The sequence below is a fragment of the Pseudomonas sp. UBA6562 genome (assembly GCF_002434265.1).
GTDB lineage: Bacteria > Pseudomonadota > Gammaproteobacteria > Pseudomonadales > Pseudomonadaceae > Aquipseudomonas.
This window is the reverse complement of record NZ_DJJS01000007.1, coordinates 530,423-549,950: the sequence shown is the minus strand read 5'-3', so window position 1 is coordinate 549,950 and position 19,528 is coordinate 530,423. Positions and strand designations below refer to the sequence as shown.

General features: G+C 64.9%; 18 protein-coding genes. 8 read left to right on the top strand and 10 right to left on the bottom strand.

What is annotated here, in order from left to right; genetic code table 11:
- Positions 1-9 precede the first annotated feature (9 nt).
- Positions 10-1,185, bottom strand: a complete 1,176-nt coding sequence (locus tag B4M43_RS14480; RefSeq protein ID WP_296268125.1) for an efflux RND transporter periplasmic adaptor subunit — start codon at positions 1,183-1,185, stop codon at positions 10-12.
- Positions 1,186-1,342: 157 nt separating this feature from the next.
- Between B4M43_RS14480 and B4M43_RS14475 the strand changes: the two genes are divergently transcribed.
- Together B4M43_RS14475 and B4M43_RS14470 are read left to right on the top strand one after the other, a co-directional pair.
- Entirely contained in the window at positions 1,343-2,044 is a 702-nt protein-coding gene (locus B4M43_RS14475; protein WP_296268124.1) for a response regulator transcription factor, read from the top strand.
- Between the two features lie 6 nt (positions 2,045-2,050).
- Positions 2,051-3,349, top strand: coding sequence for an ATP-binding protein (locus tag B4M43_RS14470; protein ID WP_296268123.1), 1,299 nt, complete (start codon positions 2,051-2,053; stop codon positions 3,347-3,349).
- Positions 3,350-3,418: 69 nt separating this feature from the next.
- On the opposite strand, the gene B4M43_RS14465 is transcribed toward B4M43_RS14470, so the two are convergent.
- From B4M43_RS14465 to pnuC, 3 genes are all read right to left on the bottom strand, one after another.
- Positions 3,419-5,650 carry an LTA synthase family protein gene (locus B4M43_RS14465; RefSeq protein ID WP_414707844.1) on the bottom strand — a complete coding sequence of 744 codons (2,232 nt, stop codon included), beginning with the start codon at positions 5,648-5,650 and terminating at the stop codon, positions 3,419-3,421.
- Between the two features lie 126 nt (positions 5,651-5,776).
- A complete protein-coding gene (locus B4M43_RS14460; protein WP_296268121.1) occupies positions 5,777-6,307 on the bottom strand; it encodes an AAA family ATPase in 531 nt (176 codons plus the stop codon).
- Positions 6,304-6,870, bottom strand: a complete 567-nt coding sequence (gene pnuC, locus B4M43_RS14455; protein WP_296268120.1) for a nicotinamide riboside transporter PnuC — start codon at positions 6,868-6,870, stop codon at positions 6,304-6,306. Before pnuC ends, B4M43_RS14460 begins: the two co-directional genes overlap by 4 nt.
- Before the next feature lie 284 nt (positions 6,871-7,154).
- Here pnuC and B4M43_RS14450 point away from each other — a divergent pair, with 284 nt between their 5' ends.
- Positions 7,155-7,985, top strand: coding sequence for an undecaprenyl-diphosphate phosphatase (locus tag B4M43_RS14450; protein ID WP_296268119.1), 831 nt, complete (start codon positions 7,155-7,157; stop codon positions 7,983-7,985).
- A gap of 136 nt (positions 7,986-8,121) precedes the next feature.
- Positions 8,122-8,505, top strand: a complete 384-nt coding sequence (locus B4M43_RS14445) for a DUF1294 domain-containing protein (RefSeq protein ID WP_296268118.1) — start codon at positions 8,122-8,124, stop codon at positions 8,503-8,505.
- A gap of 11 nt (positions 8,506-8,516) precedes the next feature.
- On the opposite strand, the gene B4M43_RS14440 is transcribed toward B4M43_RS14445, so the two are convergent.
- Entirely contained in the window at positions 8,517-9,446 is a 930-nt protein-coding gene (locus B4M43_RS14440) for a LysR substrate-binding domain-containing protein (protein WP_296268117.1), read from the bottom strand.
- Between the two features lie 230 nt (positions 9,447-9,676).
- Here B4M43_RS14440 and B4M43_RS14435 point away from each other — a divergent pair, with 230 nt between their 5' ends.
- Together B4M43_RS14435 and B4M43_RS14430 are read left to right on the top strand one after the other, a co-directional pair.
- Positions 9,677-10,285, top strand: coding sequence for an FMN-dependent NADH-azoreductase (locus tag B4M43_RS14435; protein WP_296268116.1), 609 nt, complete (start codon positions 9,677-9,679; stop codon positions 10,283-10,285).
- Positions 10,286-10,482: 197 nt separating this feature from the next.
- Positions 10,483-11,493 carry an alpha/beta hydrolase family protein gene (locus tag B4M43_RS14430; RefSeq protein WP_296268115.1) on the top strand — a complete coding sequence of 337 codons (1,011 nt, stop codon included), beginning with the start codon at positions 10,483-10,485 and terminating at the stop codon, positions 11,491-11,493.
- 73 nt (positions 11,494-11,566) lie between these two features.
- On the opposite strand, the gene B4M43_RS14425 is transcribed toward B4M43_RS14430, so the two are convergent.
- From B4M43_RS14425 to B4M43_RS14415, 3 genes are all read right to left on the bottom strand, one after another.
- Positions 11,567-11,749 (bottom strand): hypothetical protein, encoded by a 183-nt coding sequence (locus B4M43_RS14425; protein WP_296268114.1) that lies wholly within the window; start codon positions 11,747-11,749, stop codon positions 11,567-11,569.
- A 64-nt stretch (positions 11,750-11,813) separates the two neighbouring features.
- Positions 11,814-12,764 (bottom strand): site-specific integrase, encoded by a 951-nt coding sequence (locus tag B4M43_RS14420; protein WP_296268113.1) that lies wholly within the window; start codon positions 12,762-12,764, stop codon positions 11,814-11,816.
- 67 nt (positions 12,765-12,831) lie between these two features.
- Entirely contained in the window at positions 12,832-15,180 is a 2,349-nt protein-coding gene (locus B4M43_RS14415) for a putative bifunctional diguanylate cyclase/phosphodiesterase (protein WP_296268112.1), read from the bottom strand.
- A gap of 374 nt (positions 15,181-15,554) precedes the next feature.
- Here B4M43_RS14415 and B4M43_RS14410 point away from each other — a divergent pair, with 374 nt between their 5' ends.
- Positions 15,555-16,580: a DNA-binding protein gene (locus tag B4M43_RS14410; protein WP_296268111.1), complete on the top strand. Its 1,026-nt coding sequence runs from the start codon at positions 15,555-15,557 to the stop codon at positions 16,578-16,580.
- A 19-nt stretch (positions 16,581-16,599) separates the two neighbouring features.
- Here B4M43_RS14410 and B4M43_RS14405 read toward each other — a convergent pair whose 3' ends face one another.
- Positions 16,600-16,866 (bottom strand): hypothetical protein, encoded by a 267-nt coding sequence (locus B4M43_RS14405; RefSeq protein WP_296268110.1) that lies wholly within the window; start codon positions 16,864-16,866, stop codon positions 16,600-16,602.
- A 220-nt stretch (positions 16,867-17,086) separates the two neighbouring features.
- On the opposite strand from B4M43_RS14405, the gene B4M43_RS14400 reads away from it, so the two are divergent.
- Complete coding sequence (locus B4M43_RS14400) at positions 17,087-18,652, top strand: GGDEF domain-containing protein (RefSeq protein WP_296268109.1); 1,566 nt, start codon at positions 17,087-17,089, stop codon at positions 18,650-18,652.
- Positions 18,653-18,726: 74 nt separating this feature from the next.
- On the opposite strand, the gene B4M43_RS14395 is transcribed toward B4M43_RS14400, so the two are convergent.
- Positions 18,727-19,440: an MgtC/SapB family protein gene (locus B4M43_RS14395; protein WP_296268108.1), complete on the bottom strand. Its 714-nt coding sequence runs from the start codon at positions 19,438-19,440 to the stop codon at positions 18,727-18,729.
- Positions 19,441-19,528: the final 88 nt, after the last annotated feature.

The window sequence follows — 19,528 nt, the reverse complement described above, 5'->3', positions numbered from 1 at the left end:
GTCAGCGCCTCACTGGTCGTTGTGCTTGGCGAGGTCCGGCGCCGTATCGGCCGCCTCGACCTGCACCGGTTCGCCTGGCTTGATGCGTTGCAGCCCCTCGACCACCACGCGTTCGCCGGCCTGGAGGCCGGCGGTGACGATCCAGCGGTCGTTCTGCACCGAACCCAGGGTGATCGACCGTTCGCTGACCCGCGACTGGTCGTCGACCACCATCACCTTGGGCAGTCCGGCGGTGTCGCGGCTGATGGCGCGCTGCGGCACGCTCAAGCCCTGGGGCTGCACCGCTTGCTCCAGGCGCACGCGCACGTAGCTGCCGGGCAGCAGGTCGAGGTCGGGGTTGGGGAATTCGCTGCGCAGGGTGATCTGGTTGGTGCTGGCATCGACGCTGATGTCGGAGAACAGCAGCTTGCCCGGGCGCGGGTAGGGCTGACCGTCGTCCTGGATCAAGGTGACTTCGGCCTGGTCCTGGCCCACCTGCTGCAACTGCCCGGCACGCAAGGCGCGGCGCAGGGCGTTGATCTCGCGGGTCGATTGGGTGACGTCGGCATGGATCGGGTCCAACTGCTGGATGGTCGCCAGCGGCGTGGTTTCGCCCTGGCCGACCAACGCCCCCTCAGTGACCAGCGCGCGACCGATGCGCCCGGCAATCGGCGCGGTGACCGTGGCGTAGCCGAGGTTCAGCCGCGCCCGTTCCAGCGCAGCTTTGGCCTCGGCCACGGCGGCCTGGGCCTGGAGGTCGGCGGCGCGGGCGTTGTCGGCTTCCTGGCGGCTGATGGCGTTTTCGTCGACCAACTGGCGATAGCGTTGGTCTTGCAGACGCGTTTGATAACGCGTGGCTTCGGCGCGGGCCAAGGCGGCGCGGGCGCTGTCCTGGTCGGCCTCGAGCGGCGCCGGGTCGATCAGGAACAGCACGTCGCCTTGTTTCACGTCGCTGCCTTCGCGGTACATACGCTTGAGCACCACACCGGGAACCCGGGCGCGCACCTCGGCCACCCGCGGCGCCAGCAGGCGGCCACTGAGTTCGGTGCTGATGGCCAGCGCGCGCGGTTGGAGGGTTTCGACACGCACCTTGGGCGCTGGGGGCTGTTGTTCCGGGTCGGCGGCATCGTTGCAGCCGGCCAGTGCCAGGCCCAGCAGGACAAGCAGCGCGCAACGCCGCAGAGGGAGGGGGAGTGGAGTGGACATACGGACTTTCCCGAGAATGACCGTCGTATGCTACGGCAAGGCTTGCTGGTCAGCTGTGAAGCTCTGTAGGACGTGTGTGAAAAACTGTGAAGAAGCGGCCTTTACCTGCGTAGGATTCATTATCCTCCGCCGATTGCTCCCGCTGACGAAGCCCCTTATGCCGAACATTCTCCTGGTCGAAGACGACACTGCCCTGTCCGAGCTGATCGCCAGTTATCTGCGCCGCAACGATTTTCATGTGCACGTCATCGCTCGGGGCGATCAGGTGCTCGAGGCCGTGCACCGCGAGCGCCCGGACCTGGTGGTGCTCGACCTGATGCTGCCCGGCCTGGACGGCTTGCAGGTGTGCCGGCGCCTGCGCCAGGAGACGCAAAGCCTGCCGATCCTGATGCTGACCGCGCGCGACGACAGCCACGACCAGGTCCTGGGCCTGGAAATGGGCGCCGACGATTACGTCACCAAACCCTGCGAGCCACGGGTGCTGCTGGCGCGCATCCGCACCTTGCTGCGCCGCAGCAGCGTCAACGAACCGCGCCTGGACCACGACCAGATCCAGATCGGCGGGCTGTCCATCGACCTCGCCGAACGCAGGGTCGGCTGGCGTGGCGAGGAAGTGGAGCTGTCCAGCGGCGAATACAACCTGCTGGTGGTGCTGGCGCGCAATGCCGGCGAAGTGCTCAGCCGCGACCGCATCCTGCAACAACTGCGCGGCATCGAGTTCAACGGCACCGACCGTTCGGTGGACGTGGCCATCTCCAAGCTGCGGCGCAAGTTCGACGACAGCGCGGGCGAGGCGCGCAAGATCAAGACCGTGTGGGGCAAGGGCTATCTGTTCAGCCGCAGCGAATGGGAGTTCTGAGCCGCCATGCTCAAACTGCTGATTCGCCTGTACCTGTTGATCATCGTGGCCTACGCCAGCGCGATCCTGCTCATTCCCGACACCATCGTCAGTGTCTTCAACAGCCGTTACACCGCCTACAACCTGGAGATGGCCAAGGGCGTGCAATCGCTGTTGGTGCAGCAGTTCCGCCAGACGCCCAGGGCGCAGTGGCCGGCCGTGGCGGCAGACCTCGACGAACGTTTCGCCCCGCTGCAAGTCACTCTGCTGCCTCTGGAAGACGCCGACCTGTCGAGCGAAGAACGCCAGCGCCTGCGCCAGGGCCTGAACGTGGTGCGCCTCGGTGACTGGGGCTTCTATCAAACGGCGCTCGCGCCGATCGACGACACCTGGGCAGTGCGCCTCTACAACCCGCCCGACCCGCTGGACATCAACCTGCTGTCGTGGGGCGTGACGGTCCTGATCGGCGCCGCCTTGCTCGGCTGCATCCTGATCTGGGCCTGGCCGCACTGGCGCGACCTGGAACGGCTCAAGCACACCGCACGGCGGCTGGGGCGCGGGCAGCTCGGCGAGCGCACGCACATCTCGGCGCACTCCAACATCGGGGAACTGGCCGGGGTGTTCGACACCATGGCTAGCGACCTGGAGCGCCACCTGAACCAGCAGCGCGAGCTGCTCAACGCGGTTTCGCACGAGTTGCGTACGCCCCTGACGCGCCTGGATTTCGGCCTGGTATTGCTCTACGACGAGGTGCCCGCCGCCAGCCGCAAGCGTCTGATGGAGTTGGTCGGGCATGTGCGCGAGTTGGACGAACTGGTGCTGGAGTTGCTGTCCTACAGCCGCCTGGAAAATGCCGAACAGGCCCGCGAGCAGGTCGAGGTGTCGCTGTCCGAGTTGCTCGACAGCGTGCTCGGCGGTTTCGCCGAGGAACTCGACAGCCGCGCCATCGCCTGGGAGGTGTGCGCCGACGAGCCCCTGCCGCGCTTCGTTCTCGACCCGCGGCTGACCGCCCGCGCCGTACAGAATCTGGTGCGCAACGCCATGCGCTATTGCGACGGGCGCTTGCTGCTGCGCCTGCACCTGGAGGCCGGGGGCGGTTGCGTGTTGACAGTGGAGGACGACGGTATCGGCATTCCGCCCGAAGAACGCGAACGTATCTTTCAACCGTTCTACCGCCTGGACCGCAGCCGCGACCGCAGCACTGGCGGTTTCGGCCTGGGCCTGGCGATCAGCCGACGCGCCATCGAAGGCCAGGGCGGCAGCCTGACGGTCGAGCAGTCACCCTTGGGTGGGGCACGCTTCGTGATCAGGTTGCCTGGGGCCTGAAGCGAGACGTTGCCCCGGCAGCCTGCCCATGTCGCGCGCTGGCAAGGCCTTGGGCCTGAAGGGGCGGGCCTAGCTGGAATGGGCCAGCGCGCTGTCCTGCAGGTCGTCCATCGGCAGCTCTTCGTCGGGCAGTGCGGTGATCACACTGAAGTCGCTGATTTCCACTTCGCCGCCGCCGTAGCCTAGCAGGTGGAAGGAGAATGCCTTGCGTAGGGTGGGATTGTCGAAGTCGAACTGCATGTCCAGCGGTTGCTCGGCTGTGACCTGCATTTCTTGCGGAAAGCCGAGTTGCACGTCCTGCTCGAATTCCTTGGCCTTGAGCTGGATGTAGGCGGTGTGCGCCGGGTCCAGCATGCGCACTTTCAGGTGCACGCGGGTACGGCTGCCTTTGGGCATTTCCAGGTACTGGGCGCCGATCAGGTTGTCGGCCCAGTCGTCGCGGATCTGCGGTTGCAGCGCAATGGCGCTAGGGCCGCCGAACTGATAGCGCAGGTTCAGCGGCGTGTTCAGCAGCGACTGGTCCAGCGCTTCGGCCAGCCCCGCGATCTGCGGGCCACGGCTGTCGTCGGCTTGGCCCAAGTAGGTGGCGCGGTCGGCGATGAAGCCGCGACTGGCATAGCGTCGGCAGCGCTGTTGGAAATCGCATTCGGTCAAGGTGTCGTGGCCGTCGTGGTAGCGCAGCATGCCGTTGGTGAACGAGATCATCTCGCGGCCAGTGTCGTAGCTGCGAAACAGCGACCGTCCGCCGAGCGAGGCGGGGATGGGCAGGGCGAAATAGTCCAGCAGCGAGGCGGTCAGGTCGACATGGCCGAAGGTACCCGGCTTGAGCCGCGGCAACTGCGCCTGCTCTGGCGCCAAAGTCAGGTTGAACCCCCACGATGAAGCCAGACGCACGCCATCGATGCCGTGGGATTCGTCGGATGTGATCACCACCAGCGTGTCCTTGAGCACGCCTTGACGCTCCAGAGCCTCGAGGAACCGGCCCAGTGCATCGTCCAGATGGGCCACGGCGGCCTGTTTGGGCGAGCCATAGCGCTCCAGGTAGGCGTCCGGCGCAGCGTAGGGTTGGTGGGTACCGACGGTGAGCAGGGTGAGCATCCAGGGTTGCGGCCGATCGCGTAGTTGCCCGATGTAGTCCAGCGCGCCCTCGAAGAAAGCGCGGTCGTCCTTGCCCCAAGGGAACTCGAGGTAGTTGTCGTTGGCGAACCACTCCTGGCCGTGCACAGCCTCGAAGCCGATGTGCGGCATGATGCGGTCCTTGGCCATGAAACGCAGCCCGGCCGCTTGCAGGTAGTGGGTGGCGAACCCTGCTTCATGCAATTGGGCCGGCAGGCAATCGCGGTTGCGCGCCTGCTGGGTCAACAGCTCGACGCCCTTGGGCGTGCCGTCGGCCAGTTTGTCGTAATCGCCGCAGAGCATGGCGTACAGCCCCCGAATGGTCTGGTGGCTGTGCAACACATAGTCGGGGGTGTTCATGCCGCGCTCGGCCCAGCGGCTGAGGTTGGGCATCAGGTCCTGGTCGAAGCGGCTATGCAGCGCTTCGCGGTTGGGCCGCAGGTAAGCGCCGGGAATGCCTTCGAGGGTGATCAGCAGCAGGTTGCGCGCCTGGCCCGGACCATCGAACAACCGTTGACCGATCAGATCGCTCTGGGTCAGCCCGGCCGTAGGCAGCGCCGGCGCCGGCGTATCGGTACCCAGCCAGTGGCCCACCTCGCGCTGCACCTCGCCGGTGCCGGCGGCCAGCAATTGGTGGCCGAGGTTGTATTGCCGCCAGGGTTCGGCCTCGGACGGCAACACGTGCTGGCCGGCCCAGTGCACGCCGAGCAGTGCCAGCGGCAGCGCCCACAGCGCTTTTGGCAGCGGTCGCTCGCTGGCACCTCTGCCGCGCCAGCGGCTCAGCAGCCAGGCGAGCACGCCAGCGCCCAGCAGCAACGGCAACCAGCCGTGGGCGAGGGCGCCACCGGCGGAGTTTTCCAGGAACTGCGCATCGAACAGATAGCCCAGGTCGGCGCTGGTCGGCAGTCGCCCGACTGCACTGACCAGCTCGGCCGAAGCCACGAGCAGCACGGCCCAAACCAGCAACACCGGCAACGCCATCCACCAGGCCCGGCGCTGTACGAGCAACAGCAGGGCGCTGCCGATGGCCAGGTCCGACAGGTAGCCGGCCGGGTTAGACCAGCCCAGCAGCGCACGGCTGGCCAGCGGAATCAACAGCACCAGGGCCGTCAGGGTGAGGGTGCGGGCGCCGTAACGCAGCGGCGTGCCGGTGGGGTGGCTCACGAGAAAAGTCCTTGTTGTCATCGGATGGTCACAAACGTGTGGGTGATGATAACAGGGCACCGCCGCAGGCAAGCCGAAAGCGGCAAGTGCCACACCGAGGTCGGCCTGCACGGGCATCGGTGTTTCAGCGCTGAACCACCCGCTGGTTCAGGTCGACCGGCCCAACAACTGCGCCACCGCCTCGATCGCCGCCTGCCGACGTGGCTCCCAGGCGCCTTGGAGAATCTGCACGGGACGCTGGTGCAGGATCAGCCATTGCAGGCTGTCATCGAAAAACCGTTGGCGCTCGCTCAGCGCCGGCTGGCAGCGCATGCCATCGCCCACCCAGTCCACGCCCTCGGGACGCAGCAAAAGATGCAGGTCATATCGACGGGCCAGCAGCGCCTCCTCCAACCAGGCCGGGCAGTCGCCGAACAACGTTCGGCTCCAGAGGATGTTGCTGAGTAGATGGGTATCGAGAATCAGCAGGTCGGGCGCCTGGGCACGGGCCTGGTCTTCCCATGCAAGTTGCCCCTCGGCGATGGCGGGGATGTCGGCATAGCAGGTGTCGCGCTGCTCGCGCTCGATGAAATGACGCACGTACTCACCGACCACCACACCGCCGAACACCCGCTGCAGCTCGCCGCTCAGCCAGCTCTTGCCGCTCGATTCCGGGCCGCACAACACCACCACTTTCATGCCGGCACCAATGCAGGGTCGCGTCGCCATTCGAGGAACCCGCGCATGGCGATCAGGGTGAACAGGGCATACAGCCCGGCGGTGAGGTACAGCCCCTTGTACAGGAACAAACCGACGAAGATCACGTCGAGCACCACCCACAGCGTCCAGCATTGCAGACGCTTTTGCGCCATCCACAGCTGCGCCACCAGGCTGAAGGCGGTGAGGGCAGCGTCCAGCCAGGGCTGGGCGGCGTCGGTCCAGTGCGCCATGGCCGCACCCAGACCCAAACTGGCGAGCAGGCCCAGCGCCAACCCGGCGCCCATCGCCGGCAGCCCCAGGCGCGTCACATGGCGGGCCTTGGCAGGGCGGCCGGGACGGGTCCACTGCCACCAGCCGTAGAGCTGCAACACGGCATAGATCAGTTGCAGGAGCATGTCCGAATACAGCTTCACCTCGTAGAAGATCCAGCTGTAGAGCACCACCATGACCAGCCCGATGGGCCAGCACCAGGGGTTCTGTTTGACCGTGAGCCAGACGGCGATGACGCCGAGCGCGGCAGCGAACAGTTCTAGGCCGGACATCGGCGTTCCTGTGACAGGGAAAGGGGCGGCGATTGTAACCCGGCCTACATACAATGCTACCGTCCAGAAGCTGGACCTTGCTTTGTGCCTATACCGTAGGAATTGGATGAAACCTTTGTGACGCTGAACTTTTCTGCTGGTATTGGTCCCAAGGGTCGCTGTAAAAAGGCGCCTTTCTTCGCGCTTGCGCAGTTATCACGCAGACATGGACACGTCATGCCACCTTCATGTGTCCGCGCCTTCGTGCCGGCCGACAACGACTACTCTCGCATCGTGAGGTATGGATGGATTTTTGGAGTGCCGCTCAGGCAATCATTCTGGGCATCGTCGAAGGGCTCACCGAGTTCCTGCCGATCTCCAGCACCGGTCACCAGATCATCGTCGCCGATCTGATCGACTTCCGCGGCGATCGGGCCATGGCGTTCAACATCATCATCCAGCTCGGCGCGATCCTGGCGGTGGTCTGGGAGTTTCGCCGCAAGATCCTCGACGTGGTGGTGGGCCTGCCGACCCGGGCCCCCGCCAGACGCTTCACCCTCAATCTGCTGATCGCCTTCATGCCGGCCGTAGTGCTTGGGGTGATCTTCGCCGATACGATCCATGAGTACCTGTTCAACCCCATCACCGTGGCCGCGGCCCTGGTCATAGGCGGCGTGATCATGCTCTGGGCCGAGCGGCGCGAGCATCGCATAGAGGTCGAGCACGTCGACCAGATGCGCTGGGACCATGCTCTGAAGATCGGTTTCGTGCAGTGCCTGGCCATGATCCCCGGCACCTCACGCTCGGGCTCGACCATCATCGGCGGCCTGCTGTTCGGCTTGTCGCGCAAGGCGGCGACCGAGTTCTCCTTCTTCCTGGCGATGCCGACCATGGTCGGCGCGGCGGTGTACTCGGGCTACAAATACCGAGACCTGTTCCAGCCGAGCGATCTGCCGGTGTTCGCCATCGGGTTCGTGGTGTCGTTCATGTTCGCCATGATCGCGGTGCGGGCGTTGCTCAAGTTCATCGCCAACCACAGCTACGCCGTGTTCGCCTGGTACCGTATCGTCTTCGGTCTGCTGATCCTGGCCACTTGGCAATTCGGTTGGGTCGACTGGTCGACGGCGAGCGCCTGAGGTGGCGAACCGAGGAAGCTCGCGGTCAACCCAGGCCGTTAACCGACGCATAACGGCGGTCAGCGAACGGTCTAACCACCCCGCAGCCGAAAGGACCGCGCCACGTAGACGACAAGCGCCCGAGCCAACCCCCGGCGTGCGCCACCCATGGGTCAAACTGATCGTTTTCGTCATGCTTTGCGCGCTGCCGGGTCTTGGTCTGACGCATTTGGCCGCCATGACCGGCGCGTGGGCCTGGCTGGCGCCATGGGTGCTGGGGGCTTACGTGGCGACCAGCCTCGCCACCCTGGCGCTTTATGGGTATGACAAGCGCCAGGCGCGCCTGCAAGGTCAGCGCATACCCGAGCGCTGCCTGCACCTGTTCGAACTGTGTGGAGGTTGGCCCGGCGCGCTTTTGGCGCAGCAACTGTGGCGGCACAAGACGCGCAAGCTGACGTATCAGGCCGTGTTCTGGCTGATCGTGGCCATCCATCAAGGACTGTGGCTGGTGCCTGTGCTCAATGCCCGGCTGGCAGGCTGATTGCTTGGACATCACACATAACGCGCCCCACAGGTTTCGAACGACGCCGCCAGGTGATCGATCCAGGCGCGCACCGCCGGCAGCAGTCCGCGTCGATGAGGGTAGACCGCTTGTAACCAGGCCAGGGGCAACGACCACCCAGGCAGCAGACGCACCAGCTCGCCACGCGCCAGTTCCGCCTCGCAGGAAAGACTGGGCAGCGCGGTAAAGCCCAGCCCCGCGCGCACCGCCGCATTGCGCATGACGAAGTCGTCCACCGCCAGGCGCGGCTCCAGGGCCAGTTCGTGGCGACGGCCATCCTCGTGCAGCAAACGCAGGTGTACCAGACGATCCGCTTCGACCGCGCCCAGTATCGGCAGGCCGGCCAACTGCGCGGGGTCGCTCAAGCCCGTGGCAAAACCCGGCGCGGCCACCAGTTGCATCTGCGCCTGGGCCAGGCGGCGGGTGACCAGTGCCGCGTCTTCGTCGCCCGGCTCGCGTACGCGCAAGGCCACGTCGATGCCTTCGGCAATCAGGTCGACCCGACGGTTGACCAGGACCATATCCAACTGCACCTGCGGGTACTGCGCCAGAAAGCCGCGGACGATGTCCGGCAGGAAGGCATGGCCCAGCGCCACCGGGCACGACACCCGCAGCCGCCCGCGTGGTTCGCTGCTCATGCTGGCCACCACTTCGTCGGCGGCTTCGGCCTCCAGCAGCATCGCCTGGCAATGCTGCAAGTAGCGCTCGCCAACCGCGGTCAGCTTGAGTTGGCGCGTGGTGCGTTGCAGCAGGCGCGTGCCCAGCCGCTCTTCCAGCTCGGCGATGCGGCGCGACAGGCGCGACTTGGGAATGCCCAGGCGCCGGCCGGCTTCAGCGAAGCTTCCGGCGGCTACCACCTCGGCGAAATAGAACAGATCGTTGAGGTCTCGCGCGGTTGAATGGAGGCGTGCAGAGGTCATGGCGCTGGCCGGTCGTATAAAGGACGGCATCATAGCCAGCACAACCCAGCATCGAAAAGAGTACGCCTGCAGTACCGAACATCTTGGCAGCGCCGAGCGTGCCGAAATTGATCGTCCTACTAATAGGACGATCAAGCGTATTTTTACTAACTTATCAGTCATTACCATCTCCCTTAGGATGGTCAGCATTCAAAGCAGCTTGCGGCTTGCCTGCCCTTTAGGAGACTTCCATGAAACTTCTGCACATCGACTCGAGCATCCTCGGCGAACATTCCGCCTCGCGCCAACTCACCCAGCAGGTCGTGCAGGCCTGGCAGGCGGCGGACCCCAGCGTCGAGGTCACCTACCGCGACCTGGCGGCCGATGCCATCAGCCACTTTTCGTCCGCCACCTTGCTCGCCGCCGGCACGGCCGAAGCCGCGCGTGACGCCGCGCAAGCCTTCGAGGCGCAGCTCAGCGCGCAGACCCTCGCCGAATTCCTCGCGGCCGACGCCGTGGTGATCGGCGCGCCGATGTACAACTTCAGCGTACCGACCCAGCTCAAGGCCTGGATCGACCGTATCGCCGTAGCCGGGCAGACCTTCCGCTACACCGAATCCGGCCCCGAAGGGTTGTGCGGCGGCAAGCGCGTAGTGCTGGTGTCCACCGCCGGCGGTCTGCACGAAGGGCAGGCGAGCGGCGTAGGCCACGAAGATTTCCTCAAGGTGTTCCTGGGCTTCATCGGCATCACCGACTTGCAGATCGTGCGGGCCCAGGGCCTGGCATACGGGCCTGAACAACGCGACGCAGCGATGGCGGCTGCCCAGGCGCAGATTGCCGGTGGGCTGTTCGCCGCCTGATCGACGGTGTCGTGCCCAAAGCCGGCTGGCGCTTCCTGCGTCAGCCGGTTTTTTTCATCGAAATTTCATCTGGATGTGCAGTGCCAAGCTCTAGCCTGTGGCTATTCAGCCAGTGCTGAACGCTTCTGGACCCCAATCGGGACAGATGCCTGGGAAATCTTTCTGACCTCACTGCAACCCTGCACGGGAAACGCGACATGGGCTCGCTGCGTCTGGCAATCGTCATGGTCCTGAACGCGCTGATCCTGCCCGCTCAGGCGAGCGCGTGGAGCGCCGGCCTGCAAACGCTGCACCTGGTCGATCCGGTGGACGGCCTGCCGATGCAGGCGCTGGCGTTCTATCCGTCCGAGGCGGCGCCTGCCTCGACCTTGCTCGAAGGCTATCGGGTCGAAGCCGCTGAGCGGCTGCCGTTGGCGGTCGGTCGTTTTCCATTGCTGGTGATGTCGCCCGGCAACAGCGGTAGTCCCCTGGCCTTGCACGATCTGGCCACGGCTCTGGCACGGCGAGGTTTCGTGGTAGTGGCGGTAGAGCATCCAGGCGACAACGCCCGCGACCATAGCCGTCTGGGTGCGTCGAGCAACCTGTATGGCCGACCGCTACAGGTCAGCGCTGCGATCACTGCGGTACGCGCCGACGCCCGTTTGGGCGCCGTGCTGGACCACGGCAAAGTAGGCGTCATCGGCTACTCGGCAGGCGGCGAAACCGCGCTGATCCTGGCGGGCGCCGAGCCGAACCCGGCCCGCCTGCCACAGCACTGCGCGCAATACCCCGACGACGCCGACGCCTGTCAACACCAGGGCGTGTTGCGTGCGGACCATGCGGAGCTCGGGCCGCGGACCGATCCGCGGGTCGGCGCGGTGATGTTGATGGCGCCGCTGAGCCTGCTGTTCGGGCGCCAGTCTCTTGCCCGAGTGCAGGTGCCGGCGTTGATCTACAGCGGCGACCACGATCAGTTGCTCATGCTCGAACGCAATGCCGAGGCCTTGGCGCGCAAACTGCCACAGCCGCCCGACTACCGGCTGCTGGAAGGCGCAGGGCACTTCGTCTTCATGGCGCCGTGCGAACCGCAGCAGGCGCAGCGCATGAAGGTCTTGTGCGAGGACGCCGAAGGCGTGGACAGGCAGCGCATCCATCGCACGTTGCAACGCGAGGCGGCGAGGTTTTTCAGGAGGGCTTTGCAGAGCGGTGAGCAGCAGGTGCAACGCTGAATCGATGTGGCCGATGCCTCAGGCCACCGACCGGCCCCTTGCGAGCCAGGCGGGTGGCAGACGAGGCGGGTAGTCAACCGCCGGATTGATCTTCCGGCGGCACCTGGCCTTCGGGCCATTCGGGTGCGGGTGGGGCGTCCTGATCCGAGGTGGTGTCGCTACGGTTGGGATCGGTGTTGGGGTTGTCGTGCTTGGGTTCGCCTGGAATGTGCAGGTCGTTGTCGATGTACGGGTCGGCGTCGCGTGGATCGGCCATGGCCAGTCTCCTGTAGGTTTTGCATTGACGACACAACCTTAGGTCCGCATACGCACCTGTGTGTTCAGTCTTTCGACGCGAGCAAGACGGGCGGCGTTGCGATGGCCAACTCGCCGAAGCGCTGCGCGGCGTCGATGTAGCGCAGGGCCGATTTGGCATCCTTCCACCCCACATAGCTCATCAGTGACTTCAGCTCCCAGCCATTGGCCGTAGCCCAGGTGGCGAAGCCGCGGCGCAGCGAGTGCCCGGTGTACAGGGCCGCAGGCACCTGCGCACGCTCGAGCATGCGCCGCAACAGACCGATCAGGCTGTTGCTGTTGAGGGGGGCATCGCCCAGGTTGCCCCAGCGGTCGAGCTTGCGGAACACCGGGCCGTGGGCCAGGCCCGCGACTTCGATCCATTGCAGATAGGCGTTGACCGGGCACAGCGCCTTGAGCGCCGGGGTGCGGTGCTGTACGCCATGGGCCTCACGGTCGCCCTTGCTGCGCGGCAGGTACAGGCTGATGCCGACACCGGCCTGAGCCTGGATGTGTTCGACCTGCAGCCGTGCCAGTTCGTCGCCGCGAAAACCACGCCAGAAGCCCAGCAACAGCAAGGCGCCGTCGCGACGGGCGCGCAGCAGGTTCGGCAGATCATGCTCGGCGAGCGCCTGCGCCGCCTCGCGCTCGAAACAATCGATGGCGCTTTGCAGGTGTTGCAGCAACAACGGCGCGGCCTGACGCGGCGGCGCCGGGTGCAGGGTACGGATACCGCGCAGCACCTGGCGCACCAGTGGGGCTTTGGTCGGATCGGGGAAGCCCTGGCTGACATGCCATTGGCTGAGCGCCGCCAAGCGCTGGCGCAAGGTGCTGACCGCATGCACGTCGGCGTGCTCGGCCAGGTAACGGGCGATGTTGTCGGCGGTCGCCGGTAGAAAGCCGCCCCAATGCACTTCGAAATGCTCCACGGCCGCCTGATAGCTGCGGCGGGTGTTATCGCGGGTGGCGGCGCGAACGTAGCGCTCGATGTCGGTCATGGTGGCGGTTTCAAGCAGGAAATGCCGCCACCTTAAACCAGTGTCCGGCCACGGCCAAGGGCATGGCTCAATGGCTGCACGCCGCGCGCGCAGCGCCGCGAAAGGGCGGGTACTGCTCCAACTGCGTGGCGCACAGCGGACGGCTGAAGTGGTAGCCCTGGGCGATGTCGCAGCCGGCGAGCTTCAGGCACACCAACTGCTCGCGGGTTTCCACGCCCTCGGCCACCACTTCCAGGCCCAGGCGCTTGGCCAGGATGATGGTCGAGGACACGATCGGGCTGTCGTCATAGCTGTTGCACAGCGGCGCGATCAAGGCACGGTCGATTTTCAGCTTGCTCAAAGGCAGCGCTTGCAGGTGGGCGAAACCGGCATAGCCGCACCCGAAATCGTCGAGGCTGATGGACATTCCAGCCGCGCGCAGTCGGCGCAGGTGCTCAAGCGCCATGCCTTCGCCGTCCAGCACCGTGGTTTCGGTGATCTCGAGTTCCAGTTGCGACGGTGTCAGGCCATGGTGGCGCAGTTTGGCCAGCAGCCGCTGGCTGAAATCGCCTTGGCGCAATTGCAAGGCCGACACGTTGACCGCCAAGCGTGTCGCCATCTCGCGCTGCGACCAGCGCACCAGCTCGACACACGCCATGCGCAACACTTCCCAGCCCAAGGCGACGATGAAGCCGCTGCGCTCGGCCAGGCCGATGAAGCGGTCGGGATAGAGCAGGCCGAACTGCGGATGCTGCCAGCGCACCAAGGCTTCGTAGCCGGTGACCTGCAACGTGTCCAGGCGCACCTGGGGCTGATAGTGCAGGACGAACTGGCGTTCGGCCAGAGCATTGCCCAAGGCTTGCTCCAAGGTGAAGGCCTGGATGTCGGAGAGGTTCAGCGACGGGTCGAAGAAGCGGTATTGGGCCCGGCCGGCCTGCTTGGCCGAATACATCGCAGCATCCGCGCAGCGGATCAGGCTGTCGATGTCCTGGCCGTCGCGCGGGCAGATACTCACGCCTACGCTAGGGCTGGTGTTGACCTCCTGTCCGTCCAGGGCGTAGGTGGCCGAGAGTTTCTCCACCAGGGTGCGCACCCAGGCGTCGATCTGCTCTTCGCTGCGCTCACCGGCCAGGAGCACGACGAATTCATCGCCGCCAAAGCGCGAGGCTTGGTCGGTGTCTGCCAGCAGCCGTCGAATGCGCCCGGCGACAGCTTGCAGCAGCAGGTCGCCGACCTTGTGTCCGAGCGAGTCGTTGATCGACTTGAAGCGATCCATATCGATGAACAGGATGGCCAGCAGTTGCCGCCGACCGCGCTGCACGATCAGCGCCTGGCCGGCTTGTTCGACGAACTGCCGACGGTTGAGCAAACCGCTCAGGTGGTCGGTGGCCGCAGCGTGGCTACTCAGACGGTGCGCGTCTTCCAGGCGACCGATCAACTGCTGGTTGATGCGTTGCGCCTGCTCCAGCGCATTGAAGGCGTCCTGACGCTTGTGCAGCAGGCGCAGGCCCCATCCCAGACCAGCCAGGATTAACACGGTCATACACAGGTTCAGCCAGAGCTGGCGAAGCGTGGCCGCGCTGGCAGCGGCGAGAATTTCTTCGTGGCACTGACTGACCACCACGCTCAAGCCATAGCCGGGCAAACGCCGGTACAGGCTCTGATAGACACCCTGCGCGTTGGCTTGGGTGATCAACCCGGCATCGCCAGCATCGGCGGGCAGCGTCGGCATCAGCACCTGGCCCGCTGCCGTCACCCCCTGGTGGTCGATGCGTAGCCGCTCCTGACCGTCGTCCTGCAGAACCCGTACCAGGCCGCTGCTTCCCAGACCGATGTAGTGGGACAGCGCCGCCAGATAACCCGCATCCAGTTCCACCAGCAGGACGCTGTCGAGTGCACTCGCGGGTGCACGACCTGCGTGACGGCGCGCTGGCGCATCGAGCGGCAGCATGAACAGCAAGCGCGGCGCGGCGGATGCCGCATCGGCCGGTAGATCGAAGTGAACCAGAAGCGGCGCGAAGCCGCTGCGCCCGACCTGCCGGATCAACTGCGCCATCCAAGCGCTGGGAAGACTGATCAGGTCGTCCGGCTGGCTCGACGACAACAACGAGCCTTGCCGGTCGTAGAGCGCCATGCGGGCGAATACAGGGTCCTGTGCCAGCAACAGCGCCAAGTTGAAAGGTGCCGACCCTTGGTCATAGGCGCTTGCCCGCGACACCCGTCCGACCGCCTGCGCGCGGTCGACGACCTGGCGCAGGCTCTGGGCCATGACGCTGGCAAGGTTCAAGTGCTCGGCAGCCTTGGCTTGCAACGCCTGTTCGCGCAGGGCGGCCCTTTGCGAAAAATGCAGCCCCCAAAGAAACAGCAGGGTGACGACGCACAACGTCAGCAACAGCTGTGGAAGCAGACCGGCGGAGGAAAACGTACGACGGGTCACGGTAAGGGCACCTCGGCCTGGGGGTGGCCGGGAAGGTACGGCAGGCACATGACAGCCGAATGACTAGTGGCGAAATGCCGGTCTACTGACGATCTCATCGCTTTTTTCCAACCCTAAGCGAGGCCTGTGTCTTGGCATCTAACGGATCGTATGCCTCAAACGCCCGCTTTATGGGCTTTTTCCAAAATTGCCTAAAACGGCCATTTCGTACTGGTCGCTATCGGGAATACCTGCACAAAGCTTCAAACGGCCTATCAGATGCGATAAGCCGTGATTATTTAATGTGAATAGTCGCTTTAAAGTTCGAAATTTTAAGCGCAAAATATTACGTAATTACATGGTACGTAACACAGTACGAAATTGTCGGAGTAGGTATGGCCAGAGGCGGCATAAACAAGGCAGTGGTCAAACAGGCACGTCAGGCGCTCATGGCCCGTGGAGAAAACCCCAGTATCGATGCGATCCGTGTCGAACTGGGTAACACCGGCTCGAAAACCACCATCCACCGCTATCTCAAAGAGCTGGAAGCGCAAGATCCAGCCGTAGGCGGTGCACCTACGCTCAGCGAACAGCTCGCCCATTTCGTTCAGCTGCTGGCCGGGCAGGTGGAGGACGAAGCGCGGGCGGAGCTGAGCAGTGCGCAAGCAGCGTTCGACCAGCAACGCGAACACCTGCAATCCCAACTCGACCTGGCCCAGCAGGCGCTCGCTACAGCCCACCAGCACCAGCAGGTGCAAGCAGAGGCGTTGGCCGCCGAGTCCGAGCGGCTGCTCGAAACCGCCGCCTCCTTGCAAGCTGAACAATTGCGCAACGCCAGCCTCAACCAGACCCTAGGCGAGTTGCAGGTACGCTTAACCGATAAGGACGAACACCTGCGCTCTTTGGAGGAGAAGCATCGGCACGCACGCGACGCTTTGGAGCACTACCGCGCCGCTACCCGCGAACAACGCGAGCAGGACCAGCGTCGCCACGAAGGACAGGTGCAACAGCTGCAGGTCGAACTGCGCCAGGTGCAGCAGAGCGTCATCGTCAAGCAGGACGAGCTGACCCGCCTGCACCGCGACAACGAGCGGCTGCTCGCCGAGCAGCGTCAAGCCGTCGCGCAGCTCAAGGTGCGCGACGAGCATCTCGAACAGCGCGACGCGCAGATCGACGGCTTGCGCTCGATGCTCGCGCAGGTGCAGGGGGCCAGCGACGAACTGCGGCGACAGGTCGGGAGCCAGGCGCAAGCGTTGGAGCAGCGGCAGGGCATCTGTACGGAGCAGGCTCGGCAACTGGAGCGTTTGCAGGTGGAGTTGCAGAACGCTAGGGAAGGGTGGCAGGCGTGCAGGGCGCACGCAGGTCAGCTAGAGGAGCAGCTTGAAGCTGGGATGCAGACGCAAATAGGCCCCACGCCTTAGGCGAGGGGCCGGTCGAAAATCAGTGTTCGCCGTTCTTGGCCGCTTCGGCGGCCTTGGCCGATTCCACACCCGCGCTGGACAGTTTGATCGGGTAGCTGACGCTGACATTGTGTTCGTCCACCGTCACGCTGCCGTCATGGATCAGGCCTTGGTCCTGCAGCGTCTTGAGCATGCCGGCCACGGCTTTTTCGCCACGGTAGTTGTCGAGGATCTCCTTGCCCAGCCCATGGGGATGGGCATGCAGGAGACGCGTCAGCAGTTCGGATTGCAATGCTTGGTTGCTCATGTAGTTACCTCGAGGTTGGGTTCATCTGAACAGCGATGGCCGCCATGTGCAGTACGGTTGAGCCCATCGGAGCGCAAACGTTTGAATTTTTTCTGCGCCAAGTTGGTGCACTGCGAAGGAACCGTGCCGTTCGCTCGCGGCTCCCATGCTACACAAGCGCTGCGTAGTGGCGTCGCGGGCGCTATAGTCACGGCCGGATAGCTCTACAACAGGGATCGCAATGCGTTCAGGCAAACCACAGGACGACGAAGGCCTGCTCACCGCCAGTGGAGAAGCGCGCGCGGCGACGCTGTTCCGGCTGGTCGCAAGCTTCATGGCGGTGGTGATGCTCACCTTCGTGCTGGTCGAGGGTTGGCGCATCTGGCGCGACTACCGGCACGCCTTCGTCAATGCCGAGAACTCGGTCAGCAACCTAGCGCGGGCCACCGCCCAGCATGCCGAGGACGCGATTCGCCAGGTCGACGCCATCACCGCCGCGCTGGCCGAGCGAGTGGAGGGCGACGGTATTCTCAACCTCGATCGCAAGCGTCTGCATCGCTTGCTGCATCAGCAAGCGCAGATCATGCCGCAACTGCACGGCCTGTTCATCTACGACGCCCAAGGCTATTGGCTGGTGACGGACAAGACTTCCGTTCCGGCCAACGCCAACAATGCCGATCGCGACTATTTCGAGTACCACCGCACCCATGCTTCGCGCGACGTACACATCGGTCCGGTGATCAAGAGCCGCTCGACCAGCGAGCTGATCATCCCCATCTCGCGCCGCCTCGATGCGCCCGATGGCAGCTTCGCCGGCGTGCTGCTGGGGACCATCAAGGTCGACTGGTTCCTGCAATATTACGGCGACTTCAAGATCGACCAGCGCGGCGCGCTGGTGTTGGCGATGCGCGACGGGACTATCCTGGTGCGCCGGCCTTTCAGCGACAAGATCATCGGCACCAGCCTGGCCAAGAGCGACATCTTCCTCAAGCATCTGCCCCATGCCGACCAAGGCGTGGCCGAAGCCACGGCAGTGGTGGACGGCACCCAGCGCATCTACGCCTTTCAGGCCTTGCCGACTTACCCCCTGGTGGCCGAAGCGGGTTTGTCGCGGGAGTCGATCGTCGAGCCGTGGCGCCATGACATGATCAAAAGTGTGCTGATCCTGGTGCTGTTGTTGATCGGCCTCTCGGCTTTCGGCTGGATCGTGCTGCGTCAGTTGCGTGAGCGCATCGCCATCGAGCGGGCATTGTTGCAGGCGCATCAGACATTGAAATCCCTGGCGCTGACCGACGCCCTCACAGGCCTAGGCAACCGTCGTCGACTCGACGGTGTGCTGGACTCGGAATTGGGCCGCGCACGACGCCAGGATTACTCGTTGGCGGTGGTGATGCTCGATCTGGACTATTTCAAACGCTACAACGACCACTACGGGCATCCAGCCGGCGATCGGTGCTTGCAGCGGGTAGGCGAGGTGTTGCAGACGGCGCTCAAGCGCCCAGGCGATCTGGCGGTGCGCTATGGCGGCGAGGAGTTCACCCTGCTGTTGCCCGATACCGACGTGGACGGCGCCACGACCCTGGTGCAGGAGATCCTCGACAACCTGCGCAGACTGGGCATCGAACACATGGCCAGCCCGTTGGGCATCGTGTCGATCAGTGCCGGTATCGCCGTGGGTTATCCGGCGCGGCAGGCCTTGACGGCGGCGACCTTGATGGCGGCGGCCGACGGCGCGTTGTATGCCGCCAAGGAGCAAGGCCGCGACCGCCTGCATGTGACCTGCGACGTGGCGGACGGTGTTGGCTGATCCGTCCCTGACGGTTCAGGTGCGTCGCCCCTGTAGAACGGCGTGCATGCCGCACCACTCGGTGCGTTGGTCGTTCAGTCCACTGCCAGGGCGGGTGTCAACAATTGCCAGCGTACCGAACTGACGCCTTTCTCCAGGCTCACTCGGCTCACCATTCTTTCCAATTGCAACGGCGCTTGCGCGCCCCCCAGCAATTCGGCGCGCACCTCCAGGCGGTCGCTGTCGGCCAAGTCCTCGCTGTGCAACGACTGCAAGCGCAGTTGCGGATCGTTGAGGCTGTGCAGCATCAGGCTGCGCACCTGAATCTCGTCTTGCGCGCGGCAGATCACCCGCACTTCGAAATGCTGTTCGACCTCGCTGGCGGGCACCACGTCCTGGCGATCGAGGCGCTGGGCGACCTCGCGCAGGAGAATATTGGCGCACAGCACCACCAGGCTGCCCAATGCCGCTTCGAGCAGCAGACCCAGGCTGCACAGCACCCCGACTGCCGCCGTACACCACAGCGTGGCGGCGGTATTGAGGCCGCGGACGTTGAAGCCGTCGCGCATGATCACGCCGCCACCAAGAAAGCCGATGCCGGAAACCACATAGGCCGCCACCCGCGAGGCATCGGCCGGTTGCATCCCGGGCACCGCTTGGGTCATCAGCACGAACAGACAGGCGCCGGTGCTGACCAGCGCATTGGTACGCAGGCCGGTGAGGCGCTGGCGCAGTTGACGTTCGGCGCCGATCAGCGCGCCGAGGAGGAGCGCGGTGGCCGCGCGAAGCAGAAAGACGTTCCATTCCATGACAACAAACCTCTGTGCAGGCCACTGCCTGCGTTTTTACCGCGCAAGGCGGTAGGGATCGAACCAGAGATGCGCAGGGCCACAAGGG